The organism is Novosphingobium sp. GW821-FHT09E05, assembly GCF_059416165.1.
In genome coordinates this window covers 246763-265614 of record NZ_JBWKOQ010000003.1, presented here as the reverse complement: position 1 = coordinate 265614, position 18852 = coordinate 246763, and the positions used below count along the sequence as shown (strand labels likewise).

The 18852-nt window shown below is 68.3% G+C and carries 17 protein-coding genes; 10 read left to right on the top strand and 7 right to left on the bottom strand.

The annotated features are described in order from the left end of the window. Positions 1–328 precede the first annotated feature (328 nt). On the top strand, positions 329–3301 hold the full coding sequence (locus AC07M9_RS15620) for a hypothetical protein (RefSeq protein WP_494884878.1): 2973 nt from the start codon (positions 329–331) through the stop codon (positions 3299–3301). On the opposite strand, the gene AC07M9_RS15615 is transcribed toward AC07M9_RS15620, so the two are convergent. Then, the gene (locus AC07M9_RS15615; RefSeq protein ID WP_494884876.1) at positions 3298–3906 is read right to left on the bottom strand and encodes a DUF1989 domain-containing protein; all 609 of its coding nucleotides are present in this window, start codon (positions 3904–3906) and stop codon (positions 3298–3300) included. The genes AC07M9_RS15620 and AC07M9_RS15615 overlap by 4 nt on opposite strands. Next, positions 3903–4577, bottom strand: coding sequence for a guanitoxin biosynthesis heme-dependent pre-guanitoxin N-hydroxylase GntA (gntA, locus tag AC07M9_RS15610; RefSeq protein ID WP_494884874.1), 675 nt, complete (start codon positions 4575–4577; stop codon positions 3903–3905). The genes AC07M9_RS15615 and gntA overlap by 4 nt, the downstream gene beginning before the upstream one ends. 126 nt (positions 4578–4703) lie before the next feature. Here gntA and AC07M9_RS15605 point away from each other — a divergent pair, with 126 nt between their 5' ends. Together AC07M9_RS15605 and AC07M9_RS15600 are read left to right on the top strand one after the other, a co-directional pair. Next, positions 4704–5051, top strand: a complete 348-nt coding sequence (locus tag AC07M9_RS15605; protein WP_494884872.1) for a response regulator — start codon at positions 4704–4706, stop codon at positions 5049–5051. 314 nt (positions 5052–5365) lie between these two features. Then, positions 5366–7804, top strand: a complete 2439-nt coding sequence (locus tag AC07M9_RS15600) for a TonB-dependent receptor (RefSeq protein ID WP_494884870.1) — start codon at positions 5366–5368, stop codon at positions 7802–7804. A gap of 102 nt (positions 7805–7906) precedes the next feature. Here the strand turns inward: AC07M9_RS15600 and AC07M9_RS15595 are convergent, their stop codons facing one another. The 5 genes from AC07M9_RS15595 to AC07M9_RS15575 all read right to left on the bottom strand — a co-directional run bounded on the left by AC07M9_RS15595 (position 7907) and on the right by AC07M9_RS15575 (position 13389). Continuing rightward, positions 7907–9460, bottom strand: coding sequence for a tetratricopeptide repeat-containing sulfotransferase family protein (locus AC07M9_RS15595; RefSeq protein WP_494884868.1), 1554 nt, complete (start codon positions 9458–9460; stop codon positions 7907–7909). 165 nt (positions 9461–9625) lie between these two features. Beyond that, positions 9626–11806 carry a xanthine dehydrogenase family protein molybdopterin-binding subunit gene (locus AC07M9_RS15590; protein ID WP_494884866.1) on the bottom strand — a complete coding sequence of 727 codons (2181 nt, stop codon included), beginning with the start codon at positions 11804–11806 and terminating at the stop codon, positions 9626–9628. Beyond that, a complete protein-coding gene (locus tag AC07M9_RS15585; protein WP_494884864.1) occupies positions 11803–12273 on the bottom strand; it encodes a (2Fe-2S)-binding protein in 471 nt (156 codons plus the stop codon). Before AC07M9_RS15585 ends, AC07M9_RS15590 begins: the two co-directional genes overlap by 4 nt. 31 nt (positions 12274–12304) lie before the next feature. Continuing rightward, positions 12305–12805 carry a c-type cytochrome gene (locus AC07M9_RS15580; RefSeq protein WP_494884862.1) on the bottom strand — a complete coding sequence of 167 codons (501 nt, stop codon included), beginning with the start codon at positions 12803–12805 and terminating at the stop codon, positions 12305–12307. Beyond that, entirely contained in the window at positions 12802–13389 is a 588-nt protein-coding gene (locus AC07M9_RS15575) for a thioredoxin domain-containing protein (RefSeq protein WP_494884860.1), read from the bottom strand. The genes AC07M9_RS15580 and AC07M9_RS15575 overlap by 4 nt, the downstream gene beginning before the upstream one ends. A gap of 300 nt (positions 13390–13689) precedes the next feature. Between AC07M9_RS15575 and AC07M9_RS15570 the strand changes: the two genes are divergently transcribed. The 7 genes from AC07M9_RS15570 to ureG are packed head-to-tail and all read left to right on the top strand — an operon-like array spanning position 13690 to position 18850. Further along, a complete protein-coding gene (locus AC07M9_RS15570) occupies positions 13690–14583 on the top strand; it encodes an urease accessory protein UreD (protein ID WP_494884858.1) in 894 nt (297 codons plus the stop codon). A gap of 5 nt (positions 14584–14588) precedes the next feature. Then, positions 14589–14891 carry an urease subunit gamma gene (locus AC07M9_RS15565; protein ID WP_494884856.1) on the top strand — a complete coding sequence of 101 codons (303 nt, stop codon included), beginning with the start codon at positions 14589–14591 and terminating at the stop codon, positions 14889–14891. Further along, positions 14888–15193 carry an urease subunit beta gene (locus AC07M9_RS15560; RefSeq protein ID WP_494884855.1) on the top strand — a complete coding sequence of 102 codons (306 nt, stop codon included), beginning with the start codon at positions 14888–14890 and terminating at the stop codon, positions 15191–15193. Before AC07M9_RS15565 ends, AC07M9_RS15560 begins: the two co-directional genes overlap by 4 nt. Further along, positions 15193–16905: an urease subunit alpha gene (gene ureC / locus AC07M9_RS15555; protein ID WP_494884853.1), complete on the top strand. Its 1713-nt coding sequence runs from the start codon at positions 15193–15195 to the stop codon at positions 16903–16905. Before AC07M9_RS15560 ends, ureC begins: the two co-directional genes overlap by 1 nt. A 46-nt stretch (positions 16906–16951) precedes the next feature. Beyond that, positions 16952–17524, top strand: coding sequence for an urease accessory protein UreE (locus AC07M9_RS15550; protein ID WP_494884851.1), 573 nt, complete (start codon positions 16952–16954; stop codon positions 17522–17524). Next, positions 17469–18209, top strand: a complete 741-nt coding sequence (locus AC07M9_RS15545; protein WP_494884849.1) for an urease accessory protein UreF — start codon at positions 17469–17471, stop codon at positions 18207–18209. Before AC07M9_RS15550 ends, AC07M9_RS15545 begins: the two co-directional genes overlap by 56 nt. After that, a complete protein-coding gene (gene ureG / locus AC07M9_RS15540) occupies positions 18206–18850 on the top strand; it encodes an urease accessory protein UreG (RefSeq protein ID WP_494884847.1) in 645 nt (214 codons plus the stop codon). The genes AC07M9_RS15545 and ureG overlap by 4 nt, the downstream gene beginning before the upstream one ends. The last annotated feature ends 2 nt before the right edge of the window (positions 18851–18852 follow it).

Below are 18852 nucleotides of genomic sequence, written 5' to 3'. Positions count from 1 at the left end.
GACCGTGAGCGCGGCCGCGGTCGCAAGCCCGCCCATGAGCGAGGCCCGGCGCGTGAAGGCAAGCGGCAGGTGGTCGGCCATCGTGGGTGCTCCATCGGACAGGCAGCAAAGCTCGGGACTGCCGCTGGAGTAACGGGAAAGTCGATGGGGCACAATCATACCTTTCAGCCACGCACCCAATACTTTTGCATACCCGTTAATTGGCCCGATAGAGCCTCCAACCCCTTAAAAACCATGTCATCCCTGGAGATTATCCGAATACGATTCGACACCGCCTTGCATCGAATTCATGATCCGTAGCTGAAATCCCTCTTGCGAGGACAAGAGTATGCCTCAGCCCGCCCTTCCGTCTTGGATCAGCCTCGATGGTGCGATCACCGACTTGTCCGTCGTGCTTCCCGAGCTCGAGGCCTGGGGCGCGCTTGCGCGGCACTGGCGGGACATCGGCGAGGCGCTACGCAAGCTGCAGGTCGATGCGCCCGTGGACAGCCCGGTGCGGCTGGCGGACTATCTCGCCACCCACCTTGGCGACGGTCCGGTGCTGGAAGCGTTCCGGACGCTCGGCCTTGCCGATCTCCACGGCAAGCTCGCCAAGCATATCCGCAAGCTGGAAGACGCCGGCTGGACGAAGCTCCTGAGGCCGATGAGCGACTTCAGCCCCGACCCCGGCGGAACCCCGCCGGCCGACAGCTTCGGCTTCGACGCACCGGGCGAGGACGGCCGGTTCGCGCTGAACATCCCCCCGCTGGCGGCGTCCACCGCGCCGTCGCTCGGATCGGCGGCCCTGACCTTCGACGTGGGCGCTCAGGGCGGGCTCGACTGTGAGGCCGGGGCGCCGTGGCCGTTCTCGAGCGACGGCGTCACCGGCGGGCTGCTACGGATCGGCGGGCGCGGAAAGGTGACGACGAGCGCGGGTATTTCCCTGCCTTTCGGCCAGATCGGGCAGGGCAGCGCCAAGGTCGGGGCGAGCGCGGAGGCGGCGGTAAGCTTCTTCTTCCGTCCCTCCGATCCCGCCGATTCCTTCGCCGAGGTCCTGCTGCGGTCCGTTGCAGCGATACCCGCCCCGCTGGATCTCGACGCGATAAGCCACGCCGCGGCGCTCGCCGGACTGGAGGGGATCGCCCTCGGGTGCGACGGCGCCGTGTCCGCGGGGCTCGGACTGGTGCTCGGCAAGGCGGTCGACATTCCCAAGGCCGTCTCCGGTACCATCGGCCTGACCGCCAGCCTCACCTTCAAACGCAACGCACGGTGGATCCTGTCCCTCCGCAAGACCGACGAGGGACTGCGCTTCGTCCTCAGCCGCGACGAACTGCGCGAGCGCAACTGGTCCGCCGGGCTGGACCTCAAGCTCGACGCCGCCCCCCTGACCCGCCGCGTCCACGACCTGCTGGTCGAGGCGGAGGACTTCGCCGGGCCGGCGCTGAACCGGATCAAGCCGTTCCTGAGCCCCGGCACCTACATCGCCGGAGAAGCATCCTCGCTGCTGGCGGCAACCGCCAGGTCGATCGCCGAACAGCCGCAGCTGCGCGAGGCGCTGCTCAAGGACCTTTCGCTTGTGCTTGGGGCGGCCGGTGCGGACGAAGAGCCGCGGACGAGCGCGCTTGCCGATTTCCTCGCCGGCCGCATCGCCGACCTTGCAGCGACCCACGCCGAAGGCATCCTTGGCGATGTCGATGATTGGGCGACCAGCGTGGCGGGGGGCCTCATTGGCCGCATTCCGGGCCTCGCCGTCGTGCCTCAGACGGAAATCACGGCGCGCATCGCCCCCTTGCTGGGTGACATCAAGGGGCGCTTCGACGGCCTGATCGGCGGCCTTGCCGGGGATGCGCAGTGGTCGAAGCTGTTGGCGAAGGAACTCTCGTCTCTCGGCGCCAAGGTCCAGGAAACCGAGATCGCGGCAGACAGGCTGCCGGGCGGCGTCCGCGAGGTGTTCGGCAAATTCTACGGCTTCGCGGCCCGGGTTACGGAGGCGACCGCGGACGGCACCAAGAAGAAACTGGAGGCCCGCTTCGGCTGGTCCGGCGCCGCCTCGTCCGGCCTCAAGTATGAGCTGGCGGGCACGTTCACCGATGTCACACCTCTGGCGGCGGACCTGTGGCATTCGCTCGTCGCCGGCCGGCTGGAGCCGTTTCAGAGGATCCTCGGCGACCTGTCGCTTGCACCCGTGGGCGTCCTGATCGACCCCGGATCGAGCCTTTCGCGCTTCGCCTCCAGGGAACACGGCTTCACGGCCGAGATCGCGGTCCTCGGCATCGACCTGTCGATCGCCTCGATCGTCCGTGGCGAGGCGTCGATCACCGTCAACGCGGCCGGCGACATCGCCGTCACCGCCAAGGGCAGCGCTTTGCGCAAGGTGGAAGGCTTCGCCGAAGGGCGCTCCGCCACGTTCATGAGCAGCTGGGACCTCCTGCTGATGAAGGCCGACGCCGCCGCGGGCAACCGCCGTGCCATGGCCGTCGACATCGGGTTCGACCACAAAGACGACAACCTCAAGCCGGGCGAGGTACAAGGCCTGCTGTCCGGGCTCGCCGCGCAGCACCTGATCGACGAGACGCGGGTGGCGACGGCGCTCGGCATCTATCAGGACTGGCGCGTCAAGGCGGCGCCCGAGGGCAAGGTGCGGGGGCGTGTAGCCCTGAGGCTGCGGCTTCCCGACGTGGCGGTGCAGCGCATGGTGGCCATCGGCCGGGAGCTGAACCGCCACGACAACGCGACGCTGCTGCGCGTGTTCGACCTCGCGGTCCGGACCCAGATCGCCGCGGGCGTGACCTCGAAGAAGCAGTACGAGCGGGACCTCGAAACCGCGAAGGAAAGCTTCACGATCAGCCTCCGTACCGACGATCCGGCCGCGTACATGGTGGCGCTGTGGAACTCGAAAGTGCAGTTGCTGCCCTCTCGGGGCGGCGGACCGGGCCTGCCTGCGCTGGCGCAGGTGATACCCCGCGCCGGGGCGCTATGTACGCTGCTGTCGACGATGGCGCAGATCTACGATGCTGTGCCGGCGGGCGCCGACCGGGGCGGGGGATGGACGGAGAAGGACTATGCCAATGCGGAAACGCGCATGGTCGCCTCCTCGCGCAGTTGGCTGCGGCTCGATCAGGACTTCATCTTCTGGTTCAAGGCGGCGCTGCACCCCGCCTTGCTGGCGTTCCTGTGCCTGATGGCGGCGATGAACCGGCCGCTCGTCGCCGGAAAACCGGTGGCGGATGGATTGGCCGAGCCCATCGACCCGCGCATCGGCAATGCCCTGTTCCTGATCACCCTGAGCGAGAGCGATGCCGGACCCGGCGTCCCCATCTAGACCGCCTCGGGTTGCACCGGCTCTATGGTGTAGTGGATGGGTTTGAACGAACCGCCGTTCGAAGCATAGGCCGAGCAGGCGGTCAGCCCGATCACGCAATCTTCCACGGCGCGCAGGCGGATGAGGTCACCCGCCACGCTGTCGGGCGGGAGCACCGAGATGCGGCCCGTTCCCTGCTCGACGGGCACGTTCATGAACAGGTTGAAGGCGGTGGGGATCGCGTCCTCCTCTATCCCGTACGGCGCGAGCGCCTCCGCAAGGTTGCCGAAGCACCCGCGGTGCACCGGCTGGTCGGGGTAGAAGTGCCTGAATGTCGCTTCGCTGCACGGGGTGAGCAGGAAATCGTGGCGACCGACGGTATCCTCGACGATCTCCAGCAGTACGCGGGAGCGGTTCGACCACAGACGATTGCCGGTGGTGAGATTGATCGTCTCCTCGTAGTCGAACGTGCGCCCGTTGGAGATCACTTCCCGAACATCGTGCGCCGAGAAGGCGAGGAAATCGGCGACCTGGCATCCCATCGGATCATAGACGGTGAGGGTTTCGCCCGCCTCCAGCACGAAGGCGGTGCCGCTGCGCGGCTCGATCACCCGAGGGTCGTTCATATGCGCGGGTCCCGGAAAGGACAGCCCCAGCCAGGCTCCACCGCCCGGCCGCTGTACTGCCGCGCCTCGCTTGCCTCGCCGTGCCTCTGCAGCATCGGGTTGAGCGATCCCGCGATGGCGAAGTCGCGGTCGAGGATGCGCTCACGCATGCGCTCGTAGCGACCCTCCGCGCGCAGCGTCTCGAACTGTTCGTGGAGGTTGAACACCAGCGCCGGGCGCGGGAAGCGCCTTGCCGGCCGCGATGCGTTGGGGTGCAGCCCGACCACGAAGAACGCGCTGCCGCCGAAGCTCAGCGAGAAATGCGGATCGTCCGGATCCGGGCTGACCGTATCGTCGTAAGGCTGGCCGAGCCATGCATCCTTGTCCGCGCAAGACTGGATACGCTCCCACAGCGCGTGCTCGAACTGTTGCTCGCTGAGGTCGCCGGGGCCCTCGAACACGACCGCCAGGCTGCGCAGGCCTTTCGGATCGTCGTGGTAGTCCCTGCTCCATTGCAGCAGTTCACGGTGGATCACCACGTCGTTCCAGGCGCTCGTCACATCGCGTGCGGCGATGACCTTCAGCAATCCCGTCGCCAGCGCGGACTTGGCGCCGACACAGGGAAAAGATGGATCGCGCACGAACGCACGGAACTCGTCCTCCAGCGTGTGGGATGAAATGTCGGCAAGCATGCTTTTCCTCTCCATTGCCGGGCCCAACGAACGGGAGCGGAAAAAGTATCCACGGACCGTCGCGGGATCGAAATGGGCGCGCCGCTCGTTGCTTGGTGAAACAGGACAGAAAAAGAAGGCGATACCGTGCACGTACTGATCATAGAAGACGAGCCGCTGATCGCCATGTCGATCCAGGATGCGCTGGAAGACGCAGGCGCGACCAGTTTTCACATCGTCGCGAACGAGGCCGATGCCGTAAGTTCCGCCCGCGGCCATCGGCCGGGCTTCATCACGTCCGACGTGCAACTGAAGCAAGGCAACGGCCCCGCCGCCGTGCGGACCATACGGCACGAACTGGGCGACATTCCCGTGGTATTCGTGACCGCCACGCCCGAGAAATGCGTGCCATGCGACCCGCCGGGATCCGTGCTCGCCAAGCCGTTCGCCAACGACGACCTGGAACGGGCGTTCCGGCGGGCGCTGGCAGCGTAGCGCCCCAAATCTGCGCGAGGTGCGCGGCATCCTTCGCGCCATGTTCGGTGATTGACCCCGCGTGGGTGAAGCGCCTTTGCCGAGCCTCTTCCTCACTGCGCTCCAGCGGGCACCTACGTCAAATGCCCCATAGCGCGTGGAGGCCTGCCACCTAGGCTCGGGCTATATACAGAAAAGAAAAAGAAAAGGGGCGGCGCGTGCCGGTCCCCGGGGTGGTGATCGTTCGCCCCGGGAAGGCGCGGCCAATGTCATCAAGAAAGTCCGGGGGGGCTGTCTGGACCGGGAGGAACGACGAAACACATAGGGGGTAATACATGTCGAACAGCGCCACACTGAAGATCGGGCTGCTCTGCGCAACGATGATGACGGGCATGCTGGCCACGCCGGCCTTTGCCCAAAGCGCGCCGGAAGATGCCGCCGACGACGGCGTGATCATCGTCTCGGCCACGCGCCGCGCCACCAGCATCATGGACACGCCGATCAACATCACCGCGATCGGCAGCGAAACGCTGCAGAGCGAGCGGATCGACGACATCAAGGATCTCGGCGCTTTCACGCCCGGCGTGACGATCGTCGACAGCGGCCCGCGCGGCGCCGCCACCATCGTCATGCGCGGCCTCTCCGCCGACGGCAACAGCCCCACCGGCTCCAACTACGACAGCGCCGTGGGCACGTACCTGGGCGAAGTGCCCCTCTATCTCGACTTCAAGCTGATCGACATCGAGCGCGTCGAGACGCTGCTCGGCCCGCAGGGCACGCTCTACGGCCTCGGCACGCTCGCCGGCGCGATCCGCTACATCCCGAAGCGCCCGGACGCCGGCAGCTTCTCGGTCGATGCCCACGGCCGCGCCTATGACGTCGCGCATTCCAGCGGCGTCGGCTACGTCGGCGATGTCGCCGTCAACGTGCCGATCATCGCCGACGCGCTCGCGTTCCGCACCGCCACCGGCTACTACTACGACCCCGGCTTCATCGACTATCCCTTCATCGTCGCCCAGCCCGGCGTGTCGCTGCCCCAGCCCGGCAGCGCCGCCAATCCGCTTGGAACCGCAGAGCAGCAGACCGCCAACTTCAGCCCGAAGAAGGACCTGAACTGGGAAAAGACGATCACCTCGCGCAACCAGCTCGGACTGACGCTGCCCACGTTCAAGGCGTACCTGACCTACGCCTATCAGCAGACCAAGACGGGCGGCGACCAGGCCAACACCTACAACGTCCTGGGCGAAAGCAGGTACGAGAACGCCGGACGCTACGCCGAACCGTCGACGCGCAAGTCGCACCTGATCAGCCTCGAGATGGAAGCCCAGCTCGGCGACATCATGCAGGCGGTCTGGACCTCGGCCTGGACCAAGACGAAGAACCATACGGTGTCGGACGTCACCGACCTGCTGCTCGACCTCGACTACGACTACGAGCTGTTCCCGGCCTTCGCGGGTTACACCACGGGCGACAATACCCGTAAGCAGTTCAACCAGGAAATCCGCCTCGTCTCGACCCACGGCGGCCCCTTCAGCTGGGTGCTCGGCGGCTTCTACAACAACATGAAGTACGCCGCCGATGGCATCGAACGCCTGCCCGGCTTCGCGGAGTTCGCCTCCTCGCCGACCGGCAACGCGATCTACGGCAACTACTACAGTGGGCTCGTCCGTCCGGACGGCGCCGAGTACGTGTCGTTCACCCGTTCGAAGACCGACGAGATGGCCGCCTTCGGCGAACTCACCTTCAAGCCGACCGAGTCCTGGCAGTTCACCGCAGGTGGCCGCTACTTCAAGTACGACACCTCGATCACCGGGGGTTCGGACACGCCGATGACGCGCGCCGGCCGACGTCGCATGCCTTACCCCAGCCTCGAGATCGATCCGAGCCGCGTCCGGAGCGGCAAGGCCAGCGACGACGGTTTCGTCTGGAAGCTCAACACCTCGTACAACTTCACGCCCGACCTCATGGCTTATGTGACCTACAGCAAGGGCTACCGCATCGGCGGCGTGAACCGCGTGGTGCCCTGCATCCTGCCGATCAACGCCAGCGAGCAGAACCTCTGCGCGCTGCCCGACGAGCTCGCTTACGGCCCGGACAAGGTCAAGAACCTCGAAGTCGGCGTCCGCGCCACGCTGTTCGGCGGCCGCCTGAACACCTCGGTGTCCGCCTTCAAGGTCCTGTGGGACGGCATCCAGCTGAGAAGCTCGACGCAGTACGGCAACATCGGCATCACAGCCAACGGCGGCAAGGCCGAATCGAAGGGCATCGACTTCAGCTTCAGCGCCCGCATCACGCCCCAGTTCACGCTGCGCGGCAACTACTCCTATCTTGATGCCAAGCTGACCGAGGACGTGCCGGGACTGCTCAGCCCCAAGACCGGCTCGGGCGATGTCTTCGCCGGGGACCGCCTGCCGGGTTCGACCAAGAACTCGGGCGCGCTTGCCGCGACCTACACGATGCCGGTGGGCGAGAACGACCTCGCCCTGAACTGGACCGCTACCTATACCGGCGGCATCCTGACCTCGCCCGGCGCCCGCGGCGGCGGCGAGCGACTGCCGTCCTTCGTCATGCACCGCGCCTCGGTGACCTACCGTACCGAGGTCTGGGAACTCTCGCTGTTCGCGAACAACATCTTCGACAAGTACGCCATCACCGGCGTCAGCAACGATCTTACGCGCTACAACCAGATCAACGACGGCGTCGTCGGCCGTTACTATGCCCGGGGTGTCGCCCAGCCGCGCACCATGGGCCTGGAGGGCCGCGTCAAGTTCTGACGGACGTCCCCGAAGCCTGGAAAGCGGGGCCGCCATGCGGTCCCGCTTTTTTCGTTTCCGGACGACAAGGGCGATGCGCGGCCCCCAGCCGCGGGTGCCGCGTCAGTCTGCGGGAATACCCTCGGCCTCGAAGAACGCGCGGACCTGCGCCATCCCCGCCTCGTGCGTCTTCCAGCGCCCGATGCCGTCGGCGTTGAGGCTGCGGCGGACCTGCGCCGCGCTGGGCGTGGCGACGGCGGCGGGATTCTCGTGAAAGGCGAGGCACGCCGGATCCCAGCCCAGCCCGCAATGATCCAGCAGGCGCCGCGTCTCGAGCTCCTGGTCCGCGACCAGTGCCTCGTAACCCAGCTGGAGCACCCGCCCCGGCAGCAGCCGCTCCCACAGCGCCATCAGCCGGTCGAAGCGCGCATAGTAGCGCGCAGTGTCGAGCAGGTCGTAGGAATAGGCATAGTAGGGAGACTGGGTGGCGAAGAGGTTGCGGAAGTTGCTCCAGACCGTGTCCATCGGCCCCCGCCGCAGACAGACGATCCGCGCGTCGGGCAAGGCGCGGGCGATGTGCCCCACATTGAGGAAGTTGGCCGGCAGCTTGTCCACGAAGCGGGGGCTGCCCGCCGGACGATGGTGCGCCGCGCGGGCGAGATAACGCTCGCCGATCTCCGCCGGGTCCGCGGCCATGGCGGCAGCGACCGTCTCCGGGTCCAGCACGGTGCGCGACGGCGTGCGCGACGCCTGCTTGATCGCCAGCGGCATGGCCTGCAGTTCGCCCGCCGAGCCAACCTCGGAATGCGAGGAGAGGATGCGGTCGACCAGCGTGGTGCCCGTACGCGGCATGCCCACGACGAAGATCGGTGCGCCGTCCGGGTCGCCCGGGCCCGCCTCGGGAGCTGTCGCGAAGGCCGCCTCGACGGCATCGAAGATCGCTTCGTCCTGCGCGAAGTCGTAGCGGGAGGCGCGCTTGTGGTCGGCGTTGGCAGTGCTCAGCGCCGCGAACGCGCGCCGGGGTTCGCCGATGTCCTCCAGTTCCTTGGCGAGCGCATAGCGCAGACGCACCAGGTCCTGGGGCTTTGTCGCCCCCGCCACCGCCGCTTCCAGGCGGTCGACATGGTTGGTCGCGCGCGTCTGGCGTGACAGGATCGAAAGCGCATAGTGCGTGCGCGGCTCACCGGGGTCCGCACTGAGGATAAACTCGTAGTGGCCCCGCGCCTCCTCGACCCTGCCGGTAAAACCGCAGGCGGCGGCGAGGTTGTAGCGATAGTCGAGATTGCCGGGCTCGCGCGCGACGGCCTCGCCGAAAGGCGCGATCGAGCCCTCGTGGTCGCCCAGCCGGGCCAGCACGCAGCCCACGGTGTCCATCGTCCGCGCATCGCCGCCGCGCGCCGCCAGCGCCGTGCGCGCGGCATCGGCGGCCTCGCCGTCGCGGCGCAGCAGGATCAGCAGGCGGGCGTATTGCGCCAGATACTCGGCGTTGTCCGGATCGCGGGTCAGCGCCTGTTCGATGAGCGGCACCGCCTGTCCGACTTTTCCCGCCTCCGCCGCGACGATGCCCATGAGGAACGGGCCCTCGCCTTCATGCGGACGCGTCGCGGCCATGGCCTGCGCCGCCGCCATGGCGCGCGGCAGGTCGCCCCGGGCAAGCGCATCGCGCGCCGCGCTCATGTCATGCCCACGGCGATGAACAAGACACCGTCGAACGGCAACAGGTGATCCATGGACTCCGCACCCCTTCCCTTGCCCTCGAACACAGGACTTACACGCGGCCAATCGAGTAGGAAATGGGCAACGGGTGCGCCTTGGTCCAAATCACGCATCCGCGCGGCGGCATCACCCCAGTTCCACGGGCAGGCTGCGCACCCGCTTCCCGGTAGCGGCGTGGATCGCGTTGACGAGCGCGGGGATCACAGGCGGAAGCGCCGGTTCACCAAGGCCGGTGGGCGGGTTCTCGGTCACGACGAACTCGACGTTGATCCTGGGCGCCGCGTCGATGCGCAGGAAGGGGTGGGTATCGAAATTGGCCTGCTCGACCACGCCTGCGACCTGGGTGATCTTCTGGCCGGCGAGCGCCTGCCCCAGCCCCTCGATCACCGAGCCCTGCACCTGATGAAGCGCGTTGAGCGGGTTGACGATCTGGCTGCCGACGTCGCCCGCGGCCCAGACCTCGTGAACCTTGACCTGTCCCTCGGCGACGGAAACCTCGACCACCTCGGCGAAGTAGCCGGCGTGGCTGAAATAGAAACCGAAGCCCTTGCCGCGCCCTTTCGGCAGGTCCGCGCGGCCCTTCCAGCCGGCCATGGCGACGACCTTCTCGATCACGCCCCGGGCGCGGCCGGTGTGGAAGGCGGGACCCCGCCCCTCGCCCGCCAGCGCGCGCGGGGCTCCCAGCAGGTCCAGCATCAGCGTGGGCAGGTCCTTACCCGCCGCCTCGGCCACTTCGTCGAGGAACGCCTGCGACACGAAGCCCAGTGCGTTCGATCCCGGCGCGCGCAGCCAGCCGGTCGGCAGGTTGGTGGCGAGCAGGTCCTGTTCCAGCAGCACCGCATCGACAAGGTTCGCCGGCACCATCGCGCCCGGCAGTTCCCCCGCGCGCACCGGAGCCTCGGCCTTGCCGAAGCCGACGAAGTGGTCGCGGAACGCCGTGACCTTGCCGTCGCCGTCGAGCGCGGCGGAGAAGGCGTGCCAGCCTCCGGGACGGTAGAAGTCGCGGCGGAAGTCGTCCTGGCGGGTGTAGAGCAGCTTCACCGGCGTACCCGGCACCCTGGCCGCGATGGCTGCTGCCTGCACCATGTAGTCGTTCATCAGTCGCCGCCCGAAACCGCCGCCGATGCGGGTGAGGTTGATGCGGATCTTCTCCGGCGCGATGCCCAGCGCCTTGGCGACGAGCCCGCGCCCGTTCTCCGGGTTCTGGGTGGGGGCCCAGATCTCCAGCGCGCCGTCCTTGAACAGCGCCGTGCAGTTCTGCGGCTCCAGCGTGCCGTGGGCGAGGAAGGGATAGTCGTAGCGGGCCTCCACCGTTCGGGCAGCGGCGGCAAAGGCAGCCTCGGGCTCGCCCTTGCGCAGCACTTCACCGGCCGCCTTGCCGCCAAGCGCTTTCGCGGCCTGGGATGCGTAGCCGTCGGTCGAGAACCCGGCCTGAGCGCTGTCGTCCCAGACGACTTCCAGGCTCTCGCGCGCCTTGTTCGCAGCCCAGAAACCGTCGGCAAGGATCGCGACGCCGTCGAGCAGTGATTCCGCCTCGCCATTGCCGGCGATCGTCAGGACGTGGCGCACGCCGGGAAGCGCCCGCACGGCTTCGAGATTGGCGGACCTGAACCGCCCGCCCACGGCCGGGCAGGTCTCCAGCACCGCGTGGAGCAGGCCGGGCTGCGTCACGTCGATGCCGAACAGCGGCTTGCCCGCCACGATCGCGGGGGTATCGACGCCGGGGATCGGCTGGCCGATGATCCGGTACTGCGCCGGATCCTTGAGCGTCAGCATCGAGGGATCGGGCGGGCTCAGCATCGCGGCTTCGGCGGCAAGGTCGACATAGGCGATCGCGCGGCCGGAGCGACGGTCCCGGACCATGCCGCTCGCCGTCGCCAGCCCCTCGGCCGGCACGTTCCACTTCCGCGCCGCCGCCGCGACCAGCATGTGCCGCGCCATGGCCCCTGCCTGCCGCATCGGCAGCCATTCGCGCGCAGTCGTGCGGCTGCCGCCCGCGCTCTGGGCACCGAACAGCGCCTGGTCGGCATGGGTCTGCTCGACCGTGACCTGGTCCCAGTCGACGTCGAGTTCCTCGGCGATCATCATCGGCAGCGCGGTCTTCGCGCCCTGCCCGATCTCGGCATTCTTGCCGCCGATCACGAAGCGGTTGCCCGGCAGCACGCGGATGAACGCGGTGAGGAGCCGGGGCTCCCCGCCGTCGGCAGCGCAGGCGGCGATCGGCACGGCCAGCTCGAACAGAAGCCCGCCGCCGGCCAGCAGCGAGGCGCCGACGAAGCGGCGGCGGCTGAGTGTTGCTGCGGTCATGCTGCGGCTCCCCTGCCTTTCGCGGCGGCCTTGATGCCCGCGCGGATGCGCAGGTAAGTCGAACAGCGGCAGAGGTTGCCCGCCATCGCCGCGTCGATCGCGGCATCGTCGGGGTCGGGCACTTCGGTGAGGAGGGCGACGGCGCTCATGATCTGCCCGGCCTGGCAGTAGCCGCATTGGGGCACGTCGAGCGCGCGCCACGCCTCTCCCACGCGGCGCCCGGCGTCGAGCGCGGCGACACCCTCGATCGTGGTGATCGACTGGCCCTCCACCGAGCCCACCGGGGTCAGGCACGAACGGATGGCAGCGCCGTCGAGATGGACCGTGCAGGCACCGCAGAGCCCCGCGCCGCAGCCGAACTTGGTTCCCGGCAGGCCCAGGTCCTCGCGCAGGGCCCAGAGCAGCGGCTTTTCCGGATCCGCATCGAGCTCGCGCACGGTGCCGTTTACCTTGAAGCGGATCGCCATCAGTCCATCATCCCCCGTCGCTGTCTCGGTGCTATTGGAGCTGACCGGCGATCGTCTTGCGCATTTCCCCGACCTTTGCGGCCGTCATCGGACCGGCGCCGCGCACCGCCGCCACTTCCGCCGCCGTGAAAGGCCTGCCACCTTTCGCGGCCCAGCTGAGCGCCGCGGCGAGGTCGGCATCGGGCAGGCGCTGGAAAGGCAGCATGACCGCGCGGATAGGCTTGCCGTCTACGGTAATCGCCCCCGACTGTCCGTAGAGGACGACCGACACGAGCCACTTTCGTCCTTCCTTGCTCGCGGCAGCTCCGTCCAGCCGTCCGCCGAGGCGTGGGAACACACCGGGCGTGCCGCTGCCGTCGGCCTTGTGGCAGACCTGGCAATTGGCGGCATAGGGCTTGGGCGCAGCCTGCGCGCGCGGGGCGACGCTCATTCCGGCGAGGCCGAAAGCGAAGGCGACGCCGACGGCAAGGGCCATGCAGGTCGCGGCGATGCGTCCGCGCGGGCATGCGGCGCGGCTCCGGGTGGCATTCACGTCATGGTGCTCCCTGCGATCTCGACGAGCTGCGGCCGCGCCTCGGCCCCGACGCCCCCCAGCAATGCTTCAAGCTGCTCGCGGCGCTGCACGGTCCCGCGGGCAAGCAGGTGCCCGGTCGCATCGATCAGCGCTGCGGAGGGGGCCGGGCCGATCTGGAAATCCTCGCCCGCCGCCCCGTCGAGGATGATGTCGTCAGCGCCAAGGCCGTTGCTCGTCATCAGTCCAGCATAGTCCCTGCCGTCCCCGTCGCCTAGCAGCAACAGGCGCACATCTACTTCGGCGCACAGCTCCACCGCGTCGCGCACCACGGCATCGCACAAGTCCGAGCCCGTCTCGACGAAGAGCAGCAGCAGCAAACGCGGATCGCGGCTCGCGCCGCCTATGGTCAGCGTCTCGCCAGAGATGGCGGGCGCGCTGACGATGGGTGCCGGCTCGCGGTCGCGGGTATCCTCACTGACCGGCACGCAGTCGAGCGGGGCGAGCGACAGCCTTGTGATATGCAACTGCCGCCTCGTCGCCAGAACGACGACCGCGAGCAGGATGACACCAAGTCCGGATAGGAACGACAGCGCAATCAGCATTATGTCCGGTCCTAGTCCGACCTGCCCGATCGGCGCATGGGGCGATTGACGTAGGGCGCCGCATGCTCGCTGCGCTAGATAGGCTCGCAGTGGTTCTTTCGAAGGCTCCCCCAGCCCGCTTCGCCCTCACGAAGCGGGCTGGGGGTGTTGGCCACGTTTCGGAATAACCCACCCAAGACGAGACTTCAGGAGGTCCGGGCCTGACGCCCGGACCTCCTTTTTTCCTCGGGAGCGCCCTGCTCAGGGGCTGAAGCGTTCGATTTTGCAATCCGGCGTGTTAGCCCATACGTCAAATGCCCCATGCCCGCTTCCCGGGCCGCCAGCGAAACCGCCAAGATGCTTGCCACCCCCCTTCCGCCCGCCGAAAAGGCCGCACAGCGTTCGCGGCTGCAGCGGGTTGACGGCGCGGCCATGGTCCATTTCGGCCCTCACGGCCTGCGGGACCTCAAGCAGGTCGCACCAGCGCGATTGCTGTTCCCGGACACCGACGCGCGCGAATTTCCCCTCGTCGTCACGGTCACCACCAGCGGCGGCCTGACCGGCGGGGACCGGCTCGCCCTCGACATCCGCATCGACCCGGAAACGTCCGTTACAGTCATCCCGCAGGCGGCGGAGAAAATCTACCGCGCCCTGCCAGACGATCCGCCTACGCGCATCGAGACCCGCATAACGCTCGGCGCCGGCAGCCGCTGCGAGTGGCTCGCGCAGGAGGCGATCCTGTTCGACCGAAGCCGCATGCGACGCTCGCTCGACGTCGACATGGCCGGCGACGCCCGCATGCTCGCCTCCGAAATGATCGTGCTGGGGCGCGGCGCCATGGGTGAGACATTCGAATCCGGCCTGATCCACGACTCCTGGCGCATCCGCCGCGATGGCCGGCTGGCGTGGGCCGACACGCTCCATGCCCAGGGCGACGTCGCCGCAATCGCCGCGCGCCCTTTCGGGTTCGGCGGCGCGGTCGCAGTGCTCACGCTGGTCTACGCCGGGCCCGACGCCGCCGCTCATCTTGAGCTTGCCCGGACGCTGGTGCCTGCCCCCCACGGCGGCGCCACCTGCTTCGACGGTCTGCTGATCGTGCGCATGACAGGCACCGATCCGCGCCGCGTACGCGACGTCGCGCTCAGGTCTGCGGAAATCCTGCGCGCCGCCGTATTCGGACTATCGCCGCGCCTCCCCTCCATCTGCTACTGCTAGGCACCATGAACCTCACCGGTCGCGAAAAAGACAAGCTGCTCATTGCCATGGCCGCCATCGTCGCCCGAAAGCGACTGGAGCGGGGGGTGAAGCTCAACCATCCCGAAGCCATCGCGCTTATCACCGACCATGTCGTCGAAGGCGCGCGGGACGGGCGGCCGGTGGCCGAACTGATGGCCAGCGGTGCCCACGTCATCACCCGCGAGCAGGTGATGGACGGTATCGCCGAGATGATCCACGACATCCAGGTCGAGGCGACCTTCCCCGACGGCACCAAGCTCGTCACCGTGCACAGGCCGATCCGATGATCCCGGGCGAAATCATCCCGGCCGAGGGCGAGATCGTGCTCAACGAAGGGCGCGAGGCGATCGTCCTGTCCATTGCCAACACCGGCGACCGGCCGATCCAGGTCGGCAGCCACTACCACTTCGCCGAGACCAACCCGGCGCTCGAGTTCGACCGCGAGGCCGCGCGCGGCTGCCGGCTCGACATCGCCTCGGGCACCGCCGTGCGCTTCGAGCCGGGGCAGACCCGCGAGGTCAAGCTGATCCCCTATGCCGGGGCGCGCCGCGTGTTCGGCTTCCGCGGCGCCGTGATGGGAGACCTCTGATGCCTGTCACCATGAACCGCCGTGCCTATGCGGGCATGTTCGGCCCCACCGTGGGCGACCGCATCAGGCTGGGCGACAGCTCGCTGCTGATCCGCATCGAGGAAGACCGCACGGTCTACGGCGAGGAAGTGAAGTTCGGCGGCGGCAAGGTCATCCGCGACGGCATGGGCCAGTCGCAGATGACGCGGGCCGAGGGCGCGCCCGACACCGTCATCACCAATGCCGTGATTCTCGACCACTGGGGCGTCGTTAAGGCCGACATAGCGCTGCGTGATGGGCGCATCAGCGCCATCGGCAAGGCCGGCAACCCCGACGTCCAGCCCGGCGTCGATATCCCCATCGGTCCCGGCACCGAGATCATCGCCGGCGAGGGCCGCATCCTCACCGCCGGAGGGATCGACGCGCACATCCACTTCATCTGCCCGCAGCAGGTGGACGAGGCGCTCAATTCCGGCATCACGACGATGCTCGGCGGCGGCACCGGCCCGGCCCACGGCACGCTGGCCACCACCTGCACGCCGGGCGCGTGGCACATCTCGCGGATGCTCCAGGCGCTGGAATCGCTGCCGATGAACTTCGGCCTGTTCGGCAAGGGCAACGCCTCCACCCCCGCCGCGCTGGAGGAGATGGTCCGCGCGGGCGCCTGCGGGCTCAAGCTGCACGAGGACTGGGGCACCACGCCCGCGACGATCGACTGCTGCCTGAAGGTGGCGGACGAATACGACGTGCAGGTCACGCTCCACTCCGACACGCTGAACGAAGGCGGCTTCGTCGAGAGCACGATCGCCGCCTTCGCGGGGCGCACCATCCACGCCTTCCACACCGAGGGCGCGGGCGGCGGCCATGCGCCGGACATCATCCGCGTGGCGGGCCTGCCCAACGTGCTGCCCTCGTCCACCAACCCGACCCGGCCCTATACCGTCAACACCATCGAGGAGCACCTCGACATGCTGATGGTGTGCCACCACCTCGACCCCCGCATCGCCGAGGACGTGGCCTTCGCCGACAGCCGCATCCGCAAGGAGACGATCGCCGCCGAGGACATCCTCCACGATCTCGGCGCGTTCTCGATGATGTCGTCCGACAGCCAGGCGATGGGCCGCGTGGGCGAAACGGTGATCCGCTGCTGGCAGACCGCCGACAAGATGAAGCAGCAGCGCGGCTCGCTGGGCAGCGATGACGCCGATTCCGACAACTTCCGCGCCAAGCGCTACATCGCCAAGTACACGATCAACCCGGCCATCGCCCACGGCATCAGCCATGTCGTCGGCTCCGTCGCGGTGGGCAAGCTGGCCGACCTCGTGCTCTGGAGCCCTGCCTTCTTCGCGGTGAAGCCGGATATGGTCATCAAGGGCGGCTCGATCGCCAGCGCGCCGATGGGCGACGCCAACGCCTCCATCCCGACGCCGCAGCCGGTCCACTACCGCCCGATGTTCGGCGCGCTGGGCGCGGCGGGCGTCGCTTCCTCGCTCCACTTCGTCTCGGCGGCGGGGATAGAGGGCGGCGTCGCGCAGCGGCTCGGCCTCCAGCGCCCGCTGGAAGCCGTGCGCAACACCCGCAGCGGCATCTCCAAGGCCTCGATGGTGCTCAACGACGCGATGCCGCATATCGAGGTCGATCCCGAAACCTACGAAGTGCGCGCCGACGGCGAACTGCTCACCTGCGAGCCGGCCAGCGTGCTGCCCTTCGCCCAGCGGTATTTCCTGTTCTGATGCGCCTCTCGTCTTCCTCCTGCCCCGACACGACAAGGCCCTTCCCATGCTGACCGTCCACGAAGTCATCCCCCACGGCCACTGGTCAGCCCCTGCCGCCGATCACATCACGCTCGACCACGACGCGCGCCATCGCCGCCGCTGGTACTACACCGCCGACCACGGCACCGCGTTCCTGCTCGATCTGCCGCGCGCGCAGGTGCTGGGCCATGGCGACGCGCTGCAACTCTCGGACGGGCGCCTCGTCGAAGTGCTGGCCGCGCCCGAGACGCTGGTCGAGGTCACTGCGCAGGACCCCGCGGCAATGATCCGCCTCGCCTGGCACATCGGTAACCGCCACCTGCCCGCCGAACTCCACCCCCACGCCATCCGCCTGCGCGACGACCACGTCATCAACGCGATGCTGGAGGGCCTGGGCGCCACGGTGACGAGGATCGAGGCACCGTTCACCCCCGAGGGCGGGGCTTACTCGGGCCATGGGCACGCCTCCCACGATCACGATCATGGCGACCATGCCCACGGCGACCACTCGCACGACCACGCCCATGCGCGCAGCCACGTGCATGACCCGCTCGCCGAGGACAGTCATCACCACCATGGCCATGCCCATGGTGGCTGACGCCATGGGAGCAGGCGGATCGCTGCACCGGCTGCTGGCGTGGACCTCGCCGTCCTACCCGGTCGGCAGCTTCACCTACAGCCACGGGCTCGAAACCGCGGTCGAGGATGGGCGGGTGCGCACCGCAACGGACGTGGCCGCCTATGTCGAGGCGGTGCTGGCGCGCGGCGGCGGCTGGGTCGATGCCGTACTGTTCGTCCACGCCTGGAAGGCGGCGGGCAATGAAACCGCCTTCGACGAAATCTCGCAGCTCGCCGCCGCCTTCCGGGGCAGCAGCGAGACCGCGCTGGAGGCCCGCCAACAGGGCCACTCGTTCCTCACCGTCACCCGCAAGGCCTGGCCGCATCCCGCACTCGATGCCTTCGCGGCCCGCAACGGCGACTGGCCGGTGGCGCACTGCGCCGTCCTGGCGCTCGCCTGTGCAGCCCATGCGGTTCCGCTGGAGCCCGCGCTCCATGCCATGCTCCATTCTACCGCCGCCAACCTCGTCTCAGCGGGCGTGCGGCTTGTCCCGCTCGGCCAGACCGACGGCCAGCTTGCGCTCGCCGCCCTCGCCCCGCTGATCGAGGGCATCGCCGAACGCGCCCTCGCCGCCCCGCTGGACGACCTCGGCACCGCCGCGCCGCAGCTCGAGCTGGCCTCGATCGCCCACGAAACTCTCTACACAAGGCTTTTCCGCTCATGAGCACGCCCCACAACGGTCCCCTGCGCGTCGGCATCGGCGGCCCCGTCGGCTCCGGCAAGACCGCGCTGACCGACCGGCTCTGCAAGGCCATGCGCGACCAGTACAACATCGCCGCCATCACCAACGACATCTACACCCGCGAGGACGCCGAGTTCCTCACCCGCTCGGGCGCGCTCGAACCCGAACGCATCATGGGCGTGGAGACCGGCGGCTGCCCGCACACCGCGATCCGCGAGGACGCCAGCATCAACCTCGTCGCGGTGGACGAGATGGCGAAGAAATTCCCCGGCCTCGAGGTCATCTTCATCGAAAGCGGGGGCGACAACCTTGCCGCCACCTTCAGCCCGGAGCTGGCCGACATCACCATCTACGTGATCGACGTCTCGGCGGGCGACAAGATCCCCCGCAAGGGCGGCCCCGGCATCACCCGCTCGGACCTGCTGGTCATCAACAAGATCGATCTCGCGCCGCTGGTCGGCGCCGACCTCGGCGTGATGGACCGCGATTCCCGCAAGATGCGCGGGAGCCGGCCATTCCTGTTCACCAACCTCAAGGACATGATCGGGCTAGACGAGATCATCGACTTCATCGTCGCCACCGGCGGCCTGAGGCCGCGCGAGCCCGCGCTTACCACCGGGTGACG